This window comes from Leucobacter sp. cx-328 (assembly GCF_014530035.1).
In the GTDB taxonomy this organism is placed as follows: Bacteria; Actinomycetota; Actinomycetes; order Actinomycetales; family Microbacteriaceae; genus Leucobacter.
Genome location: NZ_JACVMX010000002.1, coordinates 384,083 through 402,409 on the forward strand (window position 1 = coordinate 384,083; position 18,327 = coordinate 402,409).

Annotated in this window: 17 protein-coding genes and 1 tRNA gene; 12 read left to right on the forward strand and 6 right to left on the reverse strand. The window is 63.2% G+C overall.

Annotated features, from left to right (window positions below; genetic code table 11):
- The first annotated feature begins 71 nt into the window (after positions 1-71).
- The 3 genes from gdhA (at position 72) to ICL81_RS04360 (ending at position 2,685) form a co-directional block, all read left to right on the forward strand.
- The gene (gene gdhA, locus ICL81_RS04350) at positions 72-1,424 is read left to right on the forward strand and encodes an NADP-specific glutamate dehydrogenase (RefSeq protein WP_188033730.1); all 1,353 of its coding nucleotides are present in this window, start codon (positions 72-74) and stop codon (positions 1,422-1,424) included.
- Between the two features lie 308 nt (positions 1,425-1,732).
- Positions 1,733-2,422, forward strand: coding sequence for a hypothetical protein (locus ICL81_RS04355; RefSeq protein WP_188033731.1), 690 nt, complete (start codon positions 1,733-1,735; stop codon positions 2,420-2,422).
- A 190-nt stretch (positions 2,423-2,612) separates the two neighbouring features.
- A tRNA-Arg gene (locus ICL81_RS04360) sits at positions 2,613-2,685 on the forward strand.
- A gap of 75 nt (positions 2,686-2,760) precedes the next feature.
- Here the strand turns inward: ICL81_RS04360 and ICL81_RS04365 are convergent.
- Positions 2,761-3,477: a PspA/IM30 family protein gene (locus tag ICL81_RS04365; RefSeq protein ID WP_188033732.1), complete on the reverse strand. Its 717-nt coding sequence runs from the start codon at positions 3,475-3,477 to the stop codon at positions 2,761-2,763.
- Positions 3,478-3,591: 114 nt separating this feature from the next.
- Positions 3,592-5,586, reverse strand: coding sequence for a TPM domain-containing protein (locus ICL81_RS12090; RefSeq protein WP_188033733.1), 1,995 nt, complete (start codon positions 5,584-5,586; stop codon positions 3,592-3,594).
- Positions 5,587-5,780: 194 nt separating this feature from the next.
- On the opposite strand from ICL81_RS12090, the gene ICL81_RS04375 reads away from it, so the two are divergent.
- A complete protein-coding gene (locus ICL81_RS04375; protein ID WP_188033734.1) occupies positions 5,781-6,212 on the forward strand; it encodes a DUF3995 domain-containing protein in 432 nt (143 codons plus the stop codon).
- A 4-nt stretch (positions 6,213-6,216) separates the two neighbouring features.
- Here the strand turns inward: ICL81_RS04375 and ICL81_RS04380 are convergent, their stop codons facing one another.
- Positions 6,217-7,044 (reverse strand): SDR family NAD(P)-dependent oxidoreductase, encoded by an 828-nt coding sequence (locus ICL81_RS04380; RefSeq protein WP_251381744.1) that lies wholly within the window; start codon positions 7,042-7,044, stop codon positions 6,217-6,219.
- 31 nt (positions 7,045-7,075) lie between these two features.
- Positions 7,076-7,624, reverse strand: a complete 549-nt coding sequence (locus tag ICL81_RS04385; protein ID WP_188033735.1) for a hypothetical protein — start codon at positions 7,622-7,624, stop codon at positions 7,076-7,078.
- Positions 7,625-7,676: 52 nt separating this feature from the next.
- On the opposite strand from ICL81_RS04385, the gene ICL81_RS04390 reads away from it, so the two are divergent.
- The 7 genes from ICL81_RS04390 (at position 7,677) to ICL81_RS04420 (ending at position 16,301) form a co-directional block, all read left to right on the forward strand.
- On the forward strand, positions 7,677-8,435 hold the full coding sequence (locus ICL81_RS04390) for a CYTH domain-containing protein (protein ID WP_188033736.1): 759 nt from the start codon (positions 7,677-7,679) through the stop codon (positions 8,433-8,435).
- On the forward strand, positions 8,432-8,671 hold the full coding sequence (locus tag ICL81_RS04395; protein ID WP_188033737.1) for an HPP family protein: 240 nt from the start codon (positions 8,432-8,434) through the stop codon (positions 8,669-8,671). The genes ICL81_RS04390 and ICL81_RS04395 overlap by 4 nt, the downstream gene beginning before the upstream one ends.
- 129 nt (positions 8,672-8,800) lie before the next feature.
- Positions 8,801-10,222 (forward strand): FAD-binding oxidoreductase, encoded by a 1,422-nt coding sequence (locus ICL81_RS04400; protein WP_188033738.1) that lies wholly within the window; start codon positions 8,801-8,803, stop codon positions 10,220-10,222.
- The gene (locus ICL81_RS04405; protein ID WP_353055413.1) at positions 10,219-10,596 is read left to right on the forward strand and encodes a cupin domain-containing protein; all 378 of its coding nucleotides are present in this window, start codon (positions 10,219-10,221) and stop codon (positions 10,594-10,596) included. The genes ICL81_RS04400 and ICL81_RS04405 overlap by 4 nt, the downstream gene beginning before the upstream one ends.
- A 51-nt stretch (positions 10,597-10,647) precedes the next feature.
- On the forward strand, positions 10,648-12,003 hold the full coding sequence (locus ICL81_RS04410) for a uracil-xanthine permease family protein (RefSeq protein WP_188033739.1): 1,356 nt from the start codon (positions 10,648-10,650) through the stop codon (positions 12,001-12,003).
- A gap of 228 nt (positions 12,004-12,231) precedes the next feature.
- Positions 12,232-16,107: a DEAD/DEAH box helicase gene (locus ICL81_RS04415; RefSeq protein ID WP_251381746.1), complete on the forward strand. Its 3,876-nt coding sequence runs from the start codon at positions 12,232-12,234 to the stop codon at positions 16,105-16,107.
- Positions 16,108-16,109: 2 nt separating this feature from the next.
- Complete coding sequence (locus ICL81_RS04420; protein WP_188033740.1) at positions 16,110-16,301, forward strand: hypothetical protein; 192 nt, start codon at positions 16,110-16,112, stop codon at positions 16,299-16,301.
- 124 nt (positions 16,302-16,425) lie between these two features.
- On the opposite strand, the gene ICL81_RS04425 is transcribed toward ICL81_RS04420, so the two are convergent.
- Together ICL81_RS04425 and ICL81_RS04430 are read right to left on the reverse strand one after the other, a co-directional pair.
- The gene (locus tag ICL81_RS04425) at positions 16,426-16,638 is read right to left on the reverse strand and encodes an FmdB family zinc ribbon protein (RefSeq protein WP_188023339.1); all 213 of its coding nucleotides are present in this window, start codon (positions 16,636-16,638) and stop codon (positions 16,426-16,428) included.
- A gap of 70 nt (positions 16,639-16,708) precedes the next feature.
- The gene (locus ICL81_RS04430; RefSeq protein ID WP_188033741.1) at positions 16,709-17,305 is read right to left on the reverse strand and encodes a 5-formyltetrahydrofolate cyclo-ligase; all 597 of its coding nucleotides are present in this window, start codon (positions 17,303-17,305) and stop codon (positions 16,709-16,711) included.
- 93 nt (positions 17,306-17,398) lie between these two features.
- Between ICL81_RS04430 and galU the strand changes: the two genes are divergently transcribed.
- The gene (gene galU / locus ICL81_RS04435; RefSeq protein WP_188033742.1) at positions 17,399-18,316 is read left to right on the forward strand and encodes a UTP--glucose-1-phosphate uridylyltransferase GalU; all 918 of its coding nucleotides are present in this window, start codon (positions 17,399-17,401) and stop codon (positions 18,314-18,316) included.
- Positions 18,317-18,327 lie beyond the last annotated feature (11 nt).

Genomic DNA, 18,327 nt, shown 5'->3' on the forward strand with positions numbered 1-18,327 from the left:
TGGGCACTGGTAGGTCAACGATGGCCAGAAACAATATGGAGCCGATAACCAGGGCATAGAAGGAGACGAAGATGTCGCTTCCAACAGCAGAAGAACACGTGAATGCGGTGCTGGCAACAGCTGCACGGCGAAGCGTTGGCGAGAAAGAATTCATGCAGGCTGTGCATGAGGTTCTCGAAACGTTGACACCGGTTCTGCAGGAACACCCCGAATACATTGAGGCGGGAATTCTCGACCGCTTGGTCGAGCCAGAGCGACAGATCCTTTTCCGGGTCCCGTGGGTAGATGACACGGGTCGTGTGCGAGTGAACCGCGGGTTCCGCGTGCAGTTCAACTCAGCACTAGGCCCCTTTAAAGGTGGGCTCCGCTTTCACCCTAGCGTAAACCTCTCGGTGGTGAAGTTCTTGGGTTTCGAACAGATCTTTAAGAATGCACTGACTGGGCAGCGGATCGGCGGCGGCAAGGGCGGCTCAGACTTTGATCCCGCAGGTCGCTCAGACGGCGAGGTGATGCGCTTCTGCCAGAGCTTCATGACGGAACTCGTGCACCACATTGGTGAAAACATGGACGTCCCCGCGGGCGACATCGGCGTTGGCGCGCGCGAGATTGGCTACATGTTCGGTCAGCACCGCCGCATCACCCAGCGTTACGAAGCAGGAACTCTCACGGGTAAGGGCGTCGGCTGGGGCGGTGCCGAGGTGCGCACCGAGGCAACCGGCTACGGTGCGGTCTTTTTCGCAGAGGAAATGCTGAAGCGCGCGGGCCAGGGAATCGCAGGCCTGACGGCAGCGGTCTCCGGCTCAGGAAACGTCGCGATTCACGTCATTCAAAAGGTCGAGCAGCTGGGCGGTCGCGCGATCACCGCGTCAGACTCCTCCGGCTACATCGTTGACGAGGCCGGTATTGATGTCGACCTCCTCAAACAGATCAAGACCGTCGAGCGCGCCCGTATCTCGGAATATGCGGCCCGCAAGCCAGGTTCGCGCTTTGTCTCCACTGGCAAGGTCTGGGAGGTACCCGTCGACCTCGCGTTCCCGTGCGCAACGGAGAATGAGATCGGGCTTGCAGATGCTCAGTCGCTGATCCGCGGCGGAGTGCGCGCGATCACTGAGGGCGCAAACATGCCAACCACACCTGAGGCGGTTGCCCTGTTCCAGGAAGCGCAGGTGCTCTTTGCCCCAGGCAAGGCCGCGAACGCGGGTGGCGTTGCGACCTCAGCGCTCGAGATGCGGCAGAACGCTGCACGCTCGCGCTGGGACTTCGACACGAGCGAGAACCGTCTGCACTTGATCATGACCGACGTTCACGAGTCCACCTACGAAGCATCGGAACGCTACGGCAAACCGGGCGACTATGTGCTCGGTGCGAATGCCGCTGCGTTCACGACCGTCTCGCAGGCGATGCTTGAGCAGGGCGTAATCTAACGCACCTATATATTGGGCGCTGACGAGGGCGCGGATCCCTCGCGTACGGCCGCCACCCGGTATCAATCGGGCTGGCGGTCGTACGCATGTGGAGCTCGTTTGGCAGGAAACATCGCGTCTACTGTTTTGACGTCGAAAAATCTGTGACGTAAAGATCCGCATGATTATGCGGATCTTTCAACAATTCTGAGCGTTCCGTGACCTCGGCGTGACATATTCGTAATCTTCCGTTACGCTTAAACAGTCCTGCACCGACCGTATTTCGCACAACGGAGTATGGGGAGACAGAAACGTTAGGTAGTTATTTCGTGAACAATCAGAATGCTGGCACTGAAATCGCGCTTGCTTCGCAGCCCACCACGGGCAAGGCAAAGCGAGTAGCAAAGGTAGCCGGAGCAGCAACTCTCGCTCTCGGCCTCTTTGGTGCCGTAGCCCTTCCCGCATACGCAGCTGAGACCACTCAGGACGTAGCGGTTCAGGCAAGTGCACAGAACCAGGCACTCGTTGTAGCCGACTTCGAAGAGAAGGCGCTGCCGATTGTTACCGCGGCTGTACCTACCGAAGAGATTCCCAAGCCTGTAGTCGTTGTCCCTGAGGAAACCGCTACTGAGGAAAAGGCTGCGGCTCCTGAAGGTCCCATGATTCCCTCGGGTGCTGGTGCTTCGGGTGTTGTCAATGCGGCACTTGCTCAGCTGGGCCAGAACATGGACTGCACCGACCTCGTACAGAACTCGCTCGCAGCGATCGGTCTCACCGAGCGTCGCGACCAGGGTGGCTACGACCACGGTGTTGGCAGCTTCGATGGCTACGGCACGATCTACCCGTACAACCCGCTGACCGTAGCGGCAGGCGACCTGCTCGTATGGCCTGGCGCACCTCACATTGCTGTTGCTGTAGACAGCGGCTCGGCAGTGCACGGCGGCTGGGGCGACACCGTAGTGTTCGCTGGCCACCAGAACCACGGCGCAAACCCGGATTACATCATCCGCCTCGGCTAAGTCCGACCCCAAACTACCTGTCAACGGGCGCTCGACCATTCGGTCGGGCGCCCGTTGACGTTTGTGTGTTGGACCCTGCGTTTCGTTGATTGTCGTTGCCGGGGCGCTGCATGATTGCGATAGGGTTGCACTGTTGTGTTCGCCACAGCGGGGTTCAATTTGGGTCTTTGGCTGTGCGGGCGCGATCCACGCCTCAGTAGCTCAGTGGATAGAGCACCGCTCTCCTAAAGCGGGTGTCGGAAGTTCGATTCTTCTCTGGGGCACGCGTACAACATCGCCGGCCGCTGCGATGACGTAGACGTCTGGTCGCAGCGACCGGCGATGGTGAGACTTGCAGCTTAGGCGTTGCCTGATTTGAGCGCCTGCAGCCGCGCGTCTACTTCGCTGAGCTCGCCTAGATCGTCGAGCTCGTTGAACTGGGCGTCGAGCGTCGATGCAGCAAGCTCCGCGCGACCGCGCACCATAGCCTCCTGACGCTTGACCTTCTCCTCGAAGCGGCCAAGCTCGCTCGTCGGGTCGAGCACGTCGAGGTCCTTGACAGCGTCCTGTACCTGTTCCTGCGCCTTGGCGACCTTGCCGCGCGAGACGAGCTCATCGCGTTTAGTCTGCAGCTGCGAGAGCTTCTCGCGCATAGTGGTGAGGCCGGTCTTCAGCTGCTCAACGACCTTCTGCTGAGCAATGATGCTTGGTTCTGCGCTCGCTACCTCCTTCTCGAAGGAAATCTGCTTTGAGAGCGCGACTCGAGCGAGGTTGTCAAATTTCTCTGCCCCTGCGGTATCGCCGCCCGCACGCAGCGTTTCAGCCTGCCCTGAGGCAGCTGCGGCCTTTGTGCCCCATTCGGTGACGGCGGCCTGATCTTCTGCGAGATCGGCTTCCATAAGTCGGAGGTTGCCAATGGTCTGCGCTACCGAGCTCTCAGCGTCGACGATGCTGTTCTTGTAGTCGCGCTCCATCTGGTTAAGCATCTTCTCCGGATCCTCAGCAGAGTCGAGAAGTGCGTTGATATTTGCCTTGGCAAGCTGGGTAATACGGCCAAGGATTGATTGCTTTGCCATGGTGGCTTCCTTTCCAGTTGATCCACCGATGCAGCTCGGAGGAAGTATGAGTGCGAGGCGCTGTCGGCCCGCAAGTTGTTGTGTGTGGAGCGATGTGAGTTGCTTGGTACGCGTTTAGAAGCGACCACCGCCACCTCGCCTGCCGCCACCGCCACCGGAGCCGCGCGATCCGCCACCAGAGCGGCCGCCACCTCCGCCCCAGCCGCCGGTGAACCCGCCGCCAGATCCGCTCCAGCCGCCGCTGCCACTGTTGCCGCCGCCACTACCGCCACCGCCGCTGAGCAGGGTGCCGATGACGCCGCCGAGCACTGCAGTGCCAAGGTTGCTGTTTGCGCCTGATCCGCCGCCCATACCGCCGCCCCAGCCTGAGACGTCGTTGTCTGCCAGTTGACTTGCCGCCCTGGCATACTGAATCGCTTGCTGGGCAGCCTCGTATGAGCGGGCGGGGTCTTGCTGCGCGAGCTGTTCGGCAAGCTGCAGTTGACGCTGCGCCTCTGACAGGCGGGTGCGTGCTGTTGCGCCTATTGCTCCACGTCGCGTGGCGATGAACTGCTCTGCGTTCAGTACTTCGGCGCGTGCGGCCACAAGTGCGCCGTCTCGCGCGGCTTCGGTACGGCGCGTGCGCTCAGAGTTTTCTCGAGCCGATCCGATGGCCGCGTCGATCTGTACGTTTGCTGCGGCTGCGGCTGCGAGGGCAGACACCGGGTCGCCCTGCGTGCCGCGTTCCAGGAGCTGGCTCACCTGCGCAGCGGCTTGCTGCAGGGCCTGACGGTCGGCTTCACCCGCCGAATCAATGAGCTGCGATACCACGGCGAGATCGGCGCGCAGATCTGCCGTAGCTGCCTCGTATTGCGCGGTACTCTCGGCGAGCTCTGCTGCCGCGGTCTCTGGTGAGGCGGAGAGGAGCTTCGCCTGGTCGAGCGCTGCCTCACCCGCACGTAATGACACCGCAGCAGCAGAGGTCTTTCCGGCTGCGAGTTCTGTGTCTGCGGAGGCAATGCACTCGGCGGTGAAGTTGAGGCGTTCCGCTGCCTCGGCCAGGTTTGCTTGGACCTGTGCGACGATTGTGGGCGCGTAGGTGGCGCCAAGCTCCGCTGCACGCTGCCGCGCCACAGTGAGTTGTTCGGTCGTCGCGGCGTGCCCTGAGCTGAGCTGGGCGAGAGTTTCTGGCGCACGTTGCTCGACCTCGCGCAGGCGGGTGAATGACGCGGTGTGCTCATCGAGAGAGGTCTTTGCCGCAGTACAGCGGTCGATGATTTCGGTGAGCCATGCGCGTCGGTCCTCATCCGTGTCGGGCACGTTATCGTCAAGCTGTTGGCGACGGCCGAACGCGGCAGTGAGCTGCTCCTTTGCATTAGTGATCGCTGCGGCAAATGGCTCAGCAGCTGCAGCGCCAAATTGTGCTTCGGCAAAACTGAGTTCTTGCTCGCTGCTGCGGAGGTCATCATCAACCTGCACGAGCAACGAACTCGCGGTTGCTTCGAGTTCTTCAAGCGACGCGGGTGCGTCGGCTGTTTCCGGCTGGGTTTTCTTGCGCCGTTTGCGAGCGACGGTCACGCCGACTGCGACGGCTCCGACCACGACGACTCCGCCGATGACTGCAACCGCGATGCCAGTCCCGTTTGAACTTGGATTCAGCACCGCTTCGTCAATTCCAGTCAGGGTTCGCTCGACGACGCCACTCCAGTCACTCGCCTTGAGCGCCGGACGCACGTACTCATTGGTGATCTTCGTGTACTGCGCATCATCAATGAGCGCTTCGGGCGCATTGAGATCGAACATGCGATCTTGCACGGCAATGCTCAACAAGACTCCATCGTCGCCGAGGTAGTTCTTTTCGGCGGTAGCTGCGCCCCAGGCCGCGGGGTCTGCCGGGTTCTCGAACGCATCGACATAGACCACAAAGAGTTGCACTCCGTGCGCATCGGCGAACGAGCGCACCTGATCTTCGAGAGCGTTCATGTCAGAGCGAACCGCGCCGGTTGAGGTGTCATCGATGATGTACGCGCCATTGAATGCCGGGGGAGCGGTGGCAGCCGCCAGCGTGGCGCCGCCCAAGGCAACTCCACCAAACACCATCAGTCCAAATAATGCAATCAAGCGCCTCATGCGCGGTCCCCCGAATCGCAATGCTACGCGGACACTTCAATGTGGCCGCTGTGTCCACAGTGTAAGAGGGACGCCCGGATTTCACTAGAGCCTTCTAGGTTATTGTTTTGGTCTCGCTATGAATGGTGTGGAAATTCGAGGTTTCCCTGCGAACAACACTGTCGGCCCGGACCTCGCAAAGCTAGGCTGGCCGCATGCGTCGAATGCTTGCGGTGAGTGGTCGTATTGTCGGGGTGGCCGGGCTTGCTGCGGTCTCAGCACTTCACGTGGCCTGGGCTGCTGGATCGTCTTGGCCAGCACAGAACAAGAAGGCGCTCGCTGAAGCCGTGGTGGGTTCAAAAACCGAAATGCCGAGCGCCGGTCCGACGCTCGTCGTCGCTGCGGGTACCGGTGCTGCTGCATTGCTCGCTGCAGGCGCATTCGGTGAAGGAAAGCCGCAACGCGCGGGGGTGCGTGCCATGGGGAGCGTCATGCTTGCGCGTGCCTGCTTCGGCGGGGAGACAGCGCTTGCGGCGCTCGGGCTTCCCAAACCTGGAAAGCAGTTCATGCGCCTTGACGCGGAGTATTACCGGCCATTGACCGCGGTGCTGGGCGTTTCGCTCTGGTTGGGGAGCGCGAAGCGCTGATCCGCTACCAGCCGCCCTGCTCGTCCTGGATCGTATTGCCGCCATCGACAGCGATGACCTGGCCAGTGACGTACGAAGCGCCTGGCGACGCGAGGAACTCGATGAGTGCCGCGACCTCATCTGGGGTACCTGAGCGGCCGAGGGGAGTGGCATCACCCATGCGGTTTTCGTGCTCGGTTGCGGAGCCGGTGTTGATCCAGCCCGGTGCGACGGCGTTGGAGGTCACGCCGGTCTCTGCGAGATCAACAGCGAGGGAGCGCGTGAGGCCCACGAGGCCTGCTTTTGCTGCGTGGTAGCCGACGTCTCCGCGGTAGGCCATGAGCGGACCTGACACGGAGGATACCGTGACGATGCGGCCGTGCGGAGCAGCGGACAGGTGCGGGATCGCGTTGCGTGTGACGAGATACGCGGTCGTGAGATTGCGAGTGAGCGCGTGCTCCCAGCCGACGCGATCGAGCGCGGTGGCAGGCTGCGGATCCTCAGGGTCAGAGACTGAGGTCATTCCAGCGTTGTTCACAAGAACGTCGAGTCGGCCAAACGCAGCAAGTGTGCTCTCGACGAGGTGTTCCGCACCCTCGTCGGTGGTGAGATCGGCGGTGACACCGATGGCGACCGGGCTGCCGAGCGACACCTCGACCGAGCCAAGCTGGGTCGCGAGTTCGTTGAGTTCTGCGGCGCGTTCGTGGATCCGCCCCGTGGTGGCCCCGATCGCCACGCGATAGCCAGCGCGCACGAGCCGTGCGGCAGCAGCGAAGCCGATTCCTGTGGGTGAACCAGCGCCGGAGATGAGTGCTACGCGGTCGTTCTGGGGAGCGGTGTGCGACATTGCCATGGTGTGAGCCTACGCCCTCTGAAGGTAGCTCCTAGGCGCCTTGCGGCGGGTGCACCAAGAATTCAAGTCGCTCCGACAGGTATGCGGCGAGCGTCGGTGCCCCTGTGAGCGCAGCGCCGGCGCGCCAGCGCACGAGGAGCTCACCATCGGCAATGCCCACCGGCAGCGACGCGTCGGCAGCAAACTCAGCGATGCCGTCCTCGGTGAGGGGAAGCGCGACAGCGTCATAGTTGACGGAGGTGCCTGCTGCGTAGCCGCCGCGCAGGGCCGCCGCAGCGATCTCTCGGCGTTCTTCGCGGGAGACTGACGTGTTGTTCGGGCGGCCTCGCTCGGCTGCGCGAGTGACCGTGCCAGCGGCGTAGAGCACTGGCTCGCCGGGTGCTGGATCGTCGGCGCGCAGCAGCAGCGTGCCGAGCCGCCACACCTGACCAACGGGTCGCATGCGGGCTGCGCGAGTGATGAGGAACTTGCGTCGCTCCGGCACAAACTCGGCAAATTCTTCTGGCTGCACCTCTGCCGCGATGAGTCGCGCTCGCACCTCGGTGAGGGACGCGAGGCTGCGCTGAACCAAGTTATCCACACGTTCAGTTTACCGAGCGGCGCTGAGGCGAGACCCTCGTTAGGCTTGTCTCATGAGCAATCAGGTACCAGCCAATCAGGCCTCGGCCCACGAGGCGCCGAGCGCGCCCGCCGGGCAGGAGTCCATCGAGGTCGAGCGCAAGTACGACGTCGCGTGGGACGCGGTCGTTCCCGCTGAGTTCGCCGACGCGGAGCTCGAGGTCGCCGAGCGCGTTGAACACCGCATGGTGGCGCGCTACTTTGATACCCGCGACGGTGCGCTTGGCAAGCAGCGAGTTGCGGTGCGGGTGCGGGAGGGCGGTTCCGACGCTGGCTGGCACCTGAAAGAGAAGAACGAGCTTGGCGCGCGTGAGCTCGGCTGGCCGCCAGCTGCCGAAATGCCCGCGGGGCTGGTTCACGAGATTCGTGCGCGGATCGGCGAGGCCGCCGACGAGGTGATCGCGATCGCTGAGATCGCGACGACGCGAGTCGCGATCCGCCTCACGGACACGGTAGGCAACGACCGCATTGAGCTGGCCGACGACCGGGTGGTCGCCCGCGATGAGCGGGCAGGGGTGACGCGTGCCTGGCGCGAGTGGGAAGCCGAATCGATCGCTGCTGATGGCGCTGCGGGAATTGCGGCGCTTGACGCACTTGAGCCCGTGCTGCTCGCCGCTGGCGCAAGCGTGTCACCGAGCTTTGCGAAGATTGCTCGCGCGGCGGGGCAGCTTGCCGCAATTGCGCAGGCGCAGGGCGCTCCCACCGCGCTCGTTGAAAAACTCACAGCTATGGATCAGGCCGATCAAGAGGCTGCGCGTAGGCTGGACGCATGAGCAAGAAGCCAGTGAACTCGGGCCGTAACGGGAGCAACAAGAAGCCCGAGGTGAGCCCAGAGGCGCGTCGGAAGCAGATCATCGTCGCGCTCATCATGGGTGCGGTGATGGGTCTCATCTTGAGCCTGCTCACACAGTTCTGGCTGTGGCTTCCTGCGGGCCTTGCGATGGGCCTCGCGACGGGCGCAATTATGCGTCCCCCCGCAGAAGAAGACCAGAAGAAGCGCCGCAAATAACGATCACAACAAAATAGTCAATGGCTTTGACTAATCACTAGCGTTCTGCGCGATGATGTGGAAAGATCGTACGCGGTACTGACACCCGCGTAGGAAATAACGCAGGGGTTCAACTAGACAAGGACGTTCATGGAACCCACCATTTTCGAGACCAACCCACCCGCAGCGCATGTGGTTGACGCATCTCTTGCGGACACCAAGCTCGCGTGCTTCTGGCTCGACGATATTCGCGATTCGGCAGCACGCTACCCGAAGCTTGGCGCAGACATCACCGTTGACGACGTCGTCGTTGGCGGCGGCTACGCCGGCCTGTGGACTGCCATCAAGCTCAAGACCGAGCACCCCGAGCGCCGCGTCGCGCTGCTCGAGGCTGTCGAGGTTGGCTGGGCGGCGTCCGGGCGCAATGGTGGCTTCTGCGAGGCGAGCATCACCCACGGTGAGCCCAACGCCGAGGCGCGCTGGCCAAACGAGACCGGCATCCTCCGCCGCCTCGGCTACGAAAACCTCGACGCAATCGAGAAGTTCATCGCAGACAACAAGCTCGACGCAGAGTTCGAGCGCAACGGCGCACTGAGCGTCGCAAATGCCGAGTACCAGGTTGACTGGCTCGGCGAGAGCCCCGACCCCCTCGTCGAGACGCTCGACGCTGAGGGAACCCGCAAGCGCATTAACTCGCCCACGTTCCTCGGCAGCGAGTTTTCACCTCGCGAGAACGCGAGCATCCACCCGGCGAAGCTCGCCGCTGAACTCGCGCGTCACGCGACCGAGATCGGCGTGGAGATCTACGAGCGCAGCGCGGTAACGAAGCTTGATGGGGACAAGTTTGGCCCGATCCGCCTCACGACTGACGCCGGCACCGTGAATGCCGAGCGCGCCGCACTCTGCACCAACGTCTTCCCGTCGCTGCTCAAGCGTTACCGTCTGCACACCGTGCCGGTCTACGACTACGTGCTCATGACCGAGCCGCTCACAGACGAACAGATGAAGTCGATCGGCTGGGAAGGGCGCGAAGGCCTTGCCGACATGGCGAACCAGTTCCACTACTCGCGTCTCACCGCAGACAACCGCATCCTCTGGGGCGGGTACGACGCGGTCTACTTCACCGGCGGCAAGATCAAGGCCGAGTACGAAGATCGCATGGAGAGCCACCGTCGCCTCGCGAGCCACTTCTTCACCACGTTCCCGCAGCTTGAGGGCTTGAAGTTCACACACCGCTGGGCTGGCGTCATCGATACGAGCACCCGTTTCTGCGCGTTCTTTGGCGAGGCCTTCGGCGGTCGCGTGCAGTACGTTGCTGGCTTCACCGGCCTCGGCGTTGGCACGACGCACTTCGCAGCTGATGTCATCGTTGACCGTCTCGAGGGTCGCGTCACTGAGCGCACCGAGGTCGAAATGGTGAAGAAGGTGCCGCTGCCGTTCCCCCCTGAGCCAGCGGCTTCGATCGGCATCAACGCGACCCGCTGGGCGCTCGATCGCGCAGATCACAACCAGGGCAAGCGCAATGTGCTGCTCAAGACCCTTGACGCGCTCGGCCTTGGATTTGACTCGTGAGCGCCGAACTGCTTCCCGAGGGCAAGAACCTCGTGGTCAACGCGACAACCACCCCGATCGAGCTCGAAGCGGTTACCGCTGAAGACACCGTGTCGGGTTCGCCCCATCAGGGCATCGCAGAGCTTGGCACGATGGGCTCGGCCGACGTCGGAATCTGGGAGCTGCGCGAAGGCGTAGTCACCGACACCGAGGTTGACGAGCTGTTCGTGGTGCTTTCTGGCGGGGCAAGGATCGAGTTCCTCGATGCCGATAACAACGTCATCGACGAACCAATTGACGTCGCTCAGGGCGACGTGATGCGCCTCGTTGGCGGCTCGCGCACGCGGTGGACTGTGGAAAATCACATCCGCAAGGTGTATATCGCCTCAGAATAGGGCTAAAGTCTTTCGAGGAATATTTCAGCTCCACCGAAAGGAACACAGGGGATGGCCTGGAAGCAGCACGGTGACGGAAAGCACGTCGCACCCGATGCAATCGTTCTCCCTGAGGAGCGATTGAGCTGGCCCAAAACCATTGGTTTTGGCGCACAGCATGTTGTCGCAATGTTTGGCGCTACCTTCCTGGTACCGCTCATCACGGGCTTCCCGCCCAGCGCGACGCTCTTTTTCTCGGGACTCGGCACGATTCTCTTCCTGCTGCTGACGGGTAACCGTCTGCCCAGCTACCTGGGATCTTCGTTCGCCTTCATCGCCCCGATCATGGCAGCCCTTGCTGGCGGCCCTGAGGGTGACCTGTCGCGCGCATCGTTCGGCATTCTGTCGATCGGTGTGCTCATGGCGATCGTCGGCGTCGTGGTGCAGAAGTTCGGCACTGGCTGGATTAACGCACTCATGCCGCCCGTCGTCATGGGCACGATCGTGGCCCTCATCGGCTTCAACCTTGCGCCAGCGGTGAAGAACAACTGGAACGCAACTGAGAACTCGGGATGGGTCGCACTCATCACGATCGTCTCGGTGCTGCTCATCACGATGCTCTTCCGCGGCCTCATCGGCCGTCTGTCGATCGTGCTTGGCATGGTCGTTGGCTACATTGCAGCAATCTTCTTCGGTGAGATTGATTTCACCGCGGTCAAGGACGCGGCATGGATCGGCCTGCCCGAGTTCCACCTGCCCGCGAACCCGTTCAGCGATCCCACCCTGTGGGGCCTGCTGCCGATGTTTATCCCCGTTGTGCTCGTACTCATCGCTGAGAACGTCGGCCACGTGAAGAGCGTCGGCCTCATGATCAACCGCGACCTCGATCCGGTAACGGGCCGCGCACTGTTGGCTGACGGCCTGTCGACGATCCTCGCTGGCTTCGGCGGCGGATCGGGCACCACCACCTACGGCGAGAACATCGGCGTCATGGCGGCGACTCGTGTGTACTCGACCGCTGCGTACTGGGTTGCTGGCATCATCGCGATCCTCCTGGGCTTCTGCCCGAAGGTTGGCGCTGTGATCTTCACGGTTCCCGCAGGCGTTCTTGCCGGCGTGACCGTCGCACTGTACGGTCTCATCGGCCTCATCGGTGTGAAGATCTGGATCGATAACAAGGTCGACTTCTCGAAGCCGATCAACCAGTTCACCGCTGCTGTCGCGCTCATCGTTGGTATTGCAGACTTCGGTCTCACCATCGGCAGCGAAGCGAACCCGATCGTCTTCAACGGCATCGCGCTCGGCACGATCGCAGCAGTTGGCGTCTACCACCTCATGCGCCTCGCGGCGAAGGTACGCGGCGGCGAACCAGACGTAGCCGATCCGGTTGTGACCGGTGGCATCGTTGTGAACGCCGACGAGAAGTAGTCGGAACTGCGTGAGAGGCGCGGTACCCCGTTTCATGGGGTGCCGCGCCTCTCTGCGTATGCAGTGTAAATCGGTCAGATCGCCTCGAAACACACCGCTTGTATGCTGCGAAAAGGGCCTGATACCGCTTATGGTGTGGTTGTGTGGAGTGTAGAACGTCGTGATTCAACCGATCCAGCAGGTTCGGTAGGTCAGCGTGCCTTCCACACCGGTAGTGAGGAGGCCGCCATGCCCCAAGAACAGACGGCCGAGCAGCTGACTGAACAGCTCGGTGGACCAGTCTCAGTTGTCGACGCCAATTCGCGCGAGCACGCGCAGTGGCGTGCACAGCTTGGCAAGATCGGCGGCGACAGCCCGCTCCTGCACTTTGATGATCACCCCGCGAACCGCATCGAGCTGTCCTCGACGCACCCGGGTGGCCTGCCGCAGTTCATCAGCGGCAACAAGATCTTGCTGTCTGCACTGATTCGTGATGACCTCGCGCTGCGTCATGCCCGCTTCGCAGCGGCCCGCGTGACTGACAAAGCCGTTGAGATGCGCACCGTGCGCGGCCTCGAAACCGTGAACCTCGCAGTAGGTCTCGCAAAGTGGAGCTTCGAGGGCACCGACTTCTGCGCACCGGTACTTCTGCGCCCGCTCGCGATCCGCCGGTATGGCCGCGATTTTGAACTCAAGCTGAAGCAGTTCCCCGTGGTGAACTCTGAGCTGATCCGCGTACTGCATGAGCAGTTCGGCATCATGCTTGATGCGCGCACGCTCATTGAACTCTCGCAGACTGAGGGCGTGTTCAAGCCGCAGCCCGTGATCGATCGGCTCCGGCAGATGGTTGCTGGCGTCGCGGGCTTCGAGGTGCAGCCGCGATTGATCGTGTCGTCGTTCCACAACGTCTCGCAGCAGATGGTTGCCGACGCGCGTGACCTCGACATTCCCGTGCTCGACGCGATCTGTGGCAGCGAGCCTGCTCAGCAGGCGCTGCGTGATGGCTACCGCCCGGTCGACGCGTCGTCGCCCGACCACCGCGCGCCAGACACCGACCGCAACCTCTACGACTCTGATGCTGAGCAGGACGACGTCCTGGCACAGATCAACGCCGGTCACTCGCTCGTCGTGCGTACGCTGCCGGGTACCGGTGGAACGCAGACCGTTGCGAACGCGATCGGTAACCTGGTTCGTGACGGCAAGCGCGTGCTCGTCGTCTCGCCGCGACGCGCGACGCTCGACGGCATTGCACATCGCCTCTCGCGCGCATCGCTGACGGGCCTCGCGGTGTCGCCGCGTCGCCTGCGCCGCAATCTGGTTGAGGCAATTAGTCGCAATGAGAACGCTCAGCCTGAACAGCTACGTGACGTCGACGAGGCACTCGTGCGCCTGCGCGGGGTGCTGCTCGACTACGGATCCGCGCTCAACACGCAAGATTCACGCTTCGGTGTCTCACCCGTTGAGGCACTTCGGAAGCTCGCGCTACTCTCGCGCAGTGAAGAGCCGCCAGCGACGACCGTTCGCCTGGACGATCAGGCGCTCGGCCAGCTCGCGATCGACCGCTCTTCGGTCGCTGACGCGCTGACCGAGGTTGCTCGTCTCGGCCAATTTGAATACGGTCCCGAAGATTCGCCCTGGTACGGCGTCTCGTTCGATACGACCGAAGAAGCACGTGCGGCATACGCCCTCGCTGTTGACCTTGCTGAGTCGCAGCTGCCTCGCCTCGTCTCGATGGCGAACGAGGTTGTCGGCCAGACCTCGATGCGTCCCTACGAAACCGTTGCCGAGCTCGGCGTCTACTTGCGTCTGCTCATGGGCGTGCGCGATACGCTCGACCGCTTCACCCCGCAGGTGTACGACCGCTCGCTCACCGAGGTCATCGCGGCACACAGCCCGCGCAGCGCTTCGGGCGAGGAAATGACAAACGCGAACAAGCGTCGCCTGAAGAAGCTTGCACGCGAGTACGTCCGACCCGGTGTGAGCATCACCGACATGTACTCGCGCCTGGTGCAGATTCAGCAGCAGCGTGTGCTGTGGCAGCGCTACTCGACGGTGGTCGGTGCGCGCCCCGAGGTCCCGCTCGGTATCGCTGACGTCGTCGTTGCGTTCCAGTCGGCGTACGAAGACCTCGACAAGCTCGACCGCATCCTCGGGACATCCGCTGAGTCGGGCCGCCTGAAGAACATGCAGCTCGGCACACTCGCGCAGCGTGTTGCTGACCTTGCGCAGGAATCTGAGGTGCTCAAGAACATCCAGGAGCGCACGACCATCGTCGAGCGCCTGCGCGGCGCAAACCTGCAGCCGCTGCTCGACGATCTGTCTGCGCGTCACGTGCCCGCAGACAAGGTCTCGGCAGAGCTCGAGCTTTCGTGGTGGCAGTCGGCGCTTGAGCGCATGCTGCAGACCAACCCGTCGCTGCTCAGCGCCAACACGAGCGTTATTGAGCGCCTCGAGGCAGACTTCCGCCTCGTCGACGACGCACACGCCGGTGCGAACGGTGCGCAGCTCGCTGCCCTCCTGTCTGACTCGTGGCGCGTTGCCGTGCTCGATCACAAGCAGGAAGCGCTTGCGCTCCGCGGCGCACTCCGGAGCGGCTACGCGTCGGTCGGCATGCTGCAGCGTCACTCGCCAGCGTTGCTCTCGGCGCTCGCTCCGGTCTGGACGATGTCGCCCTACGAAGTGTTCCAGCTGCCAGAGTCGATGCGCTTCGACACCGTGCTGCTCGTCGACGCTGGTGCGACCACGCTCGCTGAGAACCTCGGTGCGATCCGCCGCGCAAAGCAGATTGTCGCATTCGGTGATCAGATCACGCAGTCACCGTCGCCGTTTGAGATTGCGGTCGCAGGGTCGGGAACGACGCGCGATCCGCTCCCCGAAACCTCTGAGGAATCGGCCTTCACCGAGCTTGCCTCGGTGCTTCCCTCGCTTTCGCTCACGCGGAGTTACCGCGCCGGCGGCGAAGACCTCACGAACCTCGTGAACTCGCGCTTCTACAACCGTGAGATTCAGTCGTTGCCGTGGGCCGGCAGCTACCTCGGGCACTCGAGCCTGAACTACGAGTTCGTGCCGCACGGTCAGGGCCTGCCCGATCAGCACACCGGTGCGGTCGAGAGTACCGATGCCGAGGTCGATCGCGTGGTGCAGATGGTGCTGCAGCACGCAGACGAACGCCCGAGCGAATCGCTTATGGTGATCACTGCGAGCGCAAAGCATGCGGTGCGCGTGAACCAGGCTGTACTCAAGGCGTTCGCAAAGTACCCGCAGTACCGTGACTTCCTGCTCGGTGATCGAGCAGAGCCGTTCGGTGTGCTCACCCTCGAACAGGCGACCGCGCAGAGCCGCGACCGCGTGATCTTCTCGATCGGTTATGGTCGTACCCCGCACGGCCGCGTACTTTCAAACTTCGGCTCGCTCGGTCAGCCCGGTGGTGAGAAGCTCATCGCCGTCGCGATGACCCGCGCCCGCCGCGCAATGACGATCGTCAGCTGCTTCAAGCCTGAAGACCTCGACAGCGACCGCCTCAAGCACGGTGTTGTTGAGCTTTCTGAGCTCCTCGCCTTCGATGCACCCGCGGCCGCGCCCCAGGTGCTGCCGTCAGAAGCCGATCCGCTCGTGAGCGACCTCGCGGTTCGCCTCGAAGAACTCGGTCTCAACGTCACGCTCGATTACCACGGCGTGATCCCGCTTGCGGCATCGTTCGGCGATGCCGTCATCGCGGTCGACTTCGACCTCGGTGAGCACCCCGAAAGCCTCCGCGAGGCCCTGCGCCTGCGCCCCGCTGTGCTGCGCCGCCTCGGCTGGCACTACCAGCGGGTGCAGCGCTTCGACCTGTTCTCGGATGCCGGTGCCGTTGCAGAGCGCATCGCGCGCGTGCTGGGTCGCGACGAGGCATCGCGCCGTGCGGCGGAGGCTGCTGCTGGCGCTGGCGGATCGGGCGCAGACAGCGCTCCTGCCGACACCGGCAAGAGCGGCGACACCATCGACGTCTCTGACTCGACCGTGACCGGCGTTGTCGAGCCCGTGCGTGCGGCTGGTGCTGGCACTGGCGCTGCGTTTGGTTTGAATGCTGGCGATGCTGCTGCTGGCGGCGACGCGCAGGACGCAACCGAGACTCAGGCGTACTAAGCGTGGCTGAACGGAAGAACCGGCGGGCGTCCCGACCGGCACCTGAGGGTGTCGATCCGCGCCCGTCAGAACAGCCGATCACTGAGAAAGCTGGCGAGGATCGCCCCGAAGCATGGGGCGATGTTCCCGCAGCGCGCGCTCGTTCTGCGTCAGAGGAGCAGTTGTTGCGGGATCGTCCGCCACACTGGGGGTAGTCGGGGAACGCCCGGCTGCCAGGCCGAGGAGAATCGTCGTTGATGCCGGGCACCTGCTTGGCATCGAGGTGCTGGGGGCGTCGCGTGGGCACTCACCCGAGACGATGGCTCGCGCCGAAGAGCTTTAGACCGACGACGAAGACGAACCCGAGCTGCTCGGGCGCGAATCGGTGCGGTAGAAGCCTGAACCGTTGAAGGTCACGCCAATCGACGAGCCGAAGACCTTACGCAGCTTGCCGCCGCACTCGGGGCACTCGGTGAGCGCAGCATCAGAGAACGACTGGTAGGCGTCGAAAGCGTGCTCGCAGTCGGCGCAGCGGTAAGCATAGGTTGGCACGCTGCAAGTTTAGCGGGTTCGGCTGAGCCAGCGCGGAGAGCCTCGCTGCAAGCGGAACCCGCTGCAGAAGCTACCGCTCGAAGCGAAGCACCTGGCGCTCGGTTACGGCGCCGGCGATTGGCGCATCGTGCGGCTCGACCGGAACCGCTTCGAACACTTCGTCGTCGAACACGACCGCGAAAACCGGGGGAGGCGTCGCCAGCCCCGCGAGGCAACGGTCGAAGAAACCGCGTCCCCAGCCGAGACGGTTGCCGCGCCCGTCGACGCACGCCGCAGGGATGAGCATGAGGTCAGTTTCCTGCGGCGCAGTCGCCGGGAGGAGATCGCCCACCGGCTCGGGAATCCCGAACGCTCCGGGAGCAAGACCGCCATCGGGAGCCGACGTCAGCACGCCCCAGTCCATCTGGCCATCCGGACGTACGCGCGGGAGCAGCACCTCGATGCCCTCCGCGACCGCCCACGCGTTGAACCCCGCCGTCGACGGCTCATCTCCGACACTGACAAAGCTCGTCACGCGGGTGACTGGAGTACCCCGCGAGGCAGCGACCTCGCGCACGAGGCTGATGAGGGAGTCAGTGTGGGCGGATCCGCGCCCCCTGCCCGCAGCCCGCAACGCCCGCACGCGGGTACGGAGCGCGCGCTTCTCGTCGGCGATCGAGGATGTCATGGGATCGAGCCTAGTCGCGGCAGTGCGTGACAGAACTGACGAAACCGGGAACCTGCGGCGGAAATTCGGGTGCCGAGCGTTAAGCTGTGCGGTATGACTGAAAACCGAAACGCAGACGCAAAGCGCGTTGTGAAGGCAGTGATTCCCGCGGCTGGTCTTGGCACGCGATTCCTTCCAGCGACGAAGGCGATGCCGAAGGAAATGCTGCCGATCGTGGACAAGCCTGCGATCCAGTATGTAGTCGAAGAAGCCTCTGAGGCCGGTCTGACTGATGTGCTCATCATCAGCGGTCGCAACAAGAACAACATCACGAACCACTTCGACGGCGTCCCCGAGCTCGAGCGTGCGCTCGAACAGAAGGGCGACATGAAGAAGCTTGAGAAGGTCAAGCAGTCGAGCGAGCTCGCTGAGGTGCACATGCTGCGCCAGGGCCAGCCCCTCGGCCTCGGTCACGCGGTTGGCCGTGCGCGCTGCCACGTGGGCAACGAGTCGTTCGCTGTACTGCTCGGTGATGACCTCATCGATGCACGCGATACGCTCCTCACCCGCATGGTCGAAGAGCACGACGCCCGCCAGGCGACCGTGATCGCGCTCATGGAGGTTCCTGAGGAATCGATCCACCTGTACGGTTGCGCCGCTGTCGAGCCGACCGATGATCCCGACGTTGTGCGGATCACCGACCTCGTCGAGAAGCCCAGCCGCGAAGAGGCGCCCTCGAACCTGGCAATCATCGGCCGCTACGTGCTGCGCCCCGAGATCTTCGACATCATCGACGACCTCGAGCCCGGCCGCGGTGGCGAGTACCAGCTCACCGATGCACTCAACGTGCTCGCGCAGGGTGGCGGCGAGGCGCCGGTCTACGGCGTTGTGTTCCGTGGCCGTCGCTACGACACTGGCGATCGCGCTGACTGGATCAAGGCGAACGTGCTCCTCGGTGTCGATCACGACGAGCTCGGTGCAGAGCTCCGTGACTGGATCATTGAGTTCGCGGATCGCATCCGCGGCGAGTAACTGCAAATTCG

Bases quoted from the DNA above. Each gene is read 5' to 3' on its own strand.
- gdhA (WP_188033730.1), top strand. From the start codon at position 72: ATGTCGCTTCCAACAGCAGAAGAACACGTGAATGCGGTGCTGGCAACA.
- ICL81_RS04365 (WP_188033732.1), bottom strand. From the start codon at position 3,477: ATGGCAAAGCAATCAATCCTTGGCCGTATTACCCAGCTTGCCAAGGCA.
- ICL81_RS12090 (WP_188033733.1), bottom strand. From the start codon at position 5,586: ATGAGGCGCTTGATTGCATTATTTGGACTGATGGTGTTTGGTGGAGTT.
- ICL81_RS04375 (WP_188033734.1), top strand. From the start codon at position 5,781: ATGCGTCGAATGCTTGCGGTGAGTGGTCGTATTGTCGGGGTGGCCGGG.
- ICL81_RS04380 (WP_251381744.1), bottom strand. From the start codon at position 7,044: ATGGCAATGTCGCACACCGCTCCCCAGAACGACCGCGTAGCACTCATC.
- ICL81_RS04390 (WP_188033736.1), top strand. From the start codon at position 7,677: ATGAGCAATCAGGTACCAGCCAATCAGGCCTCGGCCCACGAGGCGCCG.
- ICL81_RS04395 (WP_188033737.1), top strand. From the start codon at position 8,432: ATGAGCAAGAAGCCAGTGAACTCGGGCCGTAACGGGAGCAACAAGAAG.
- ICL81_RS04400 (WP_188033738.1), top strand. From the start codon at position 8,801: ATGGAACCCACCATTTTCGAGACCAACCCACCCGCAGCGCATGTGGTT.
- ICL81_RS04410 (WP_188033739.1), top strand. From the start codon at position 10,648: ATGGCCTGGAAGCAGCACGGTGACGGAAAGCACGTCGCACCCGATGCA.
- ICL81_RS04415 (WP_251381746.1), top strand. From the start codon at position 12,232: ATGCCCCAAGAACAGACGGCCGAGCAGCTGACTGAACAGCTCGGTGGA.
- ICL81_RS04430 (WP_188033741.1), bottom strand. From the start codon at position 17,305: ATGACATCCTCGATCGCCGACGAGAAGCGCGCGCTCCGTACCCGCGTG.
- galU (WP_188033742.1), top strand. From the start codon at position 17,399: ATGACTGAAAACCGAAACGCAGACGCAAAGCGCGTTGTGAAGGCAGTG.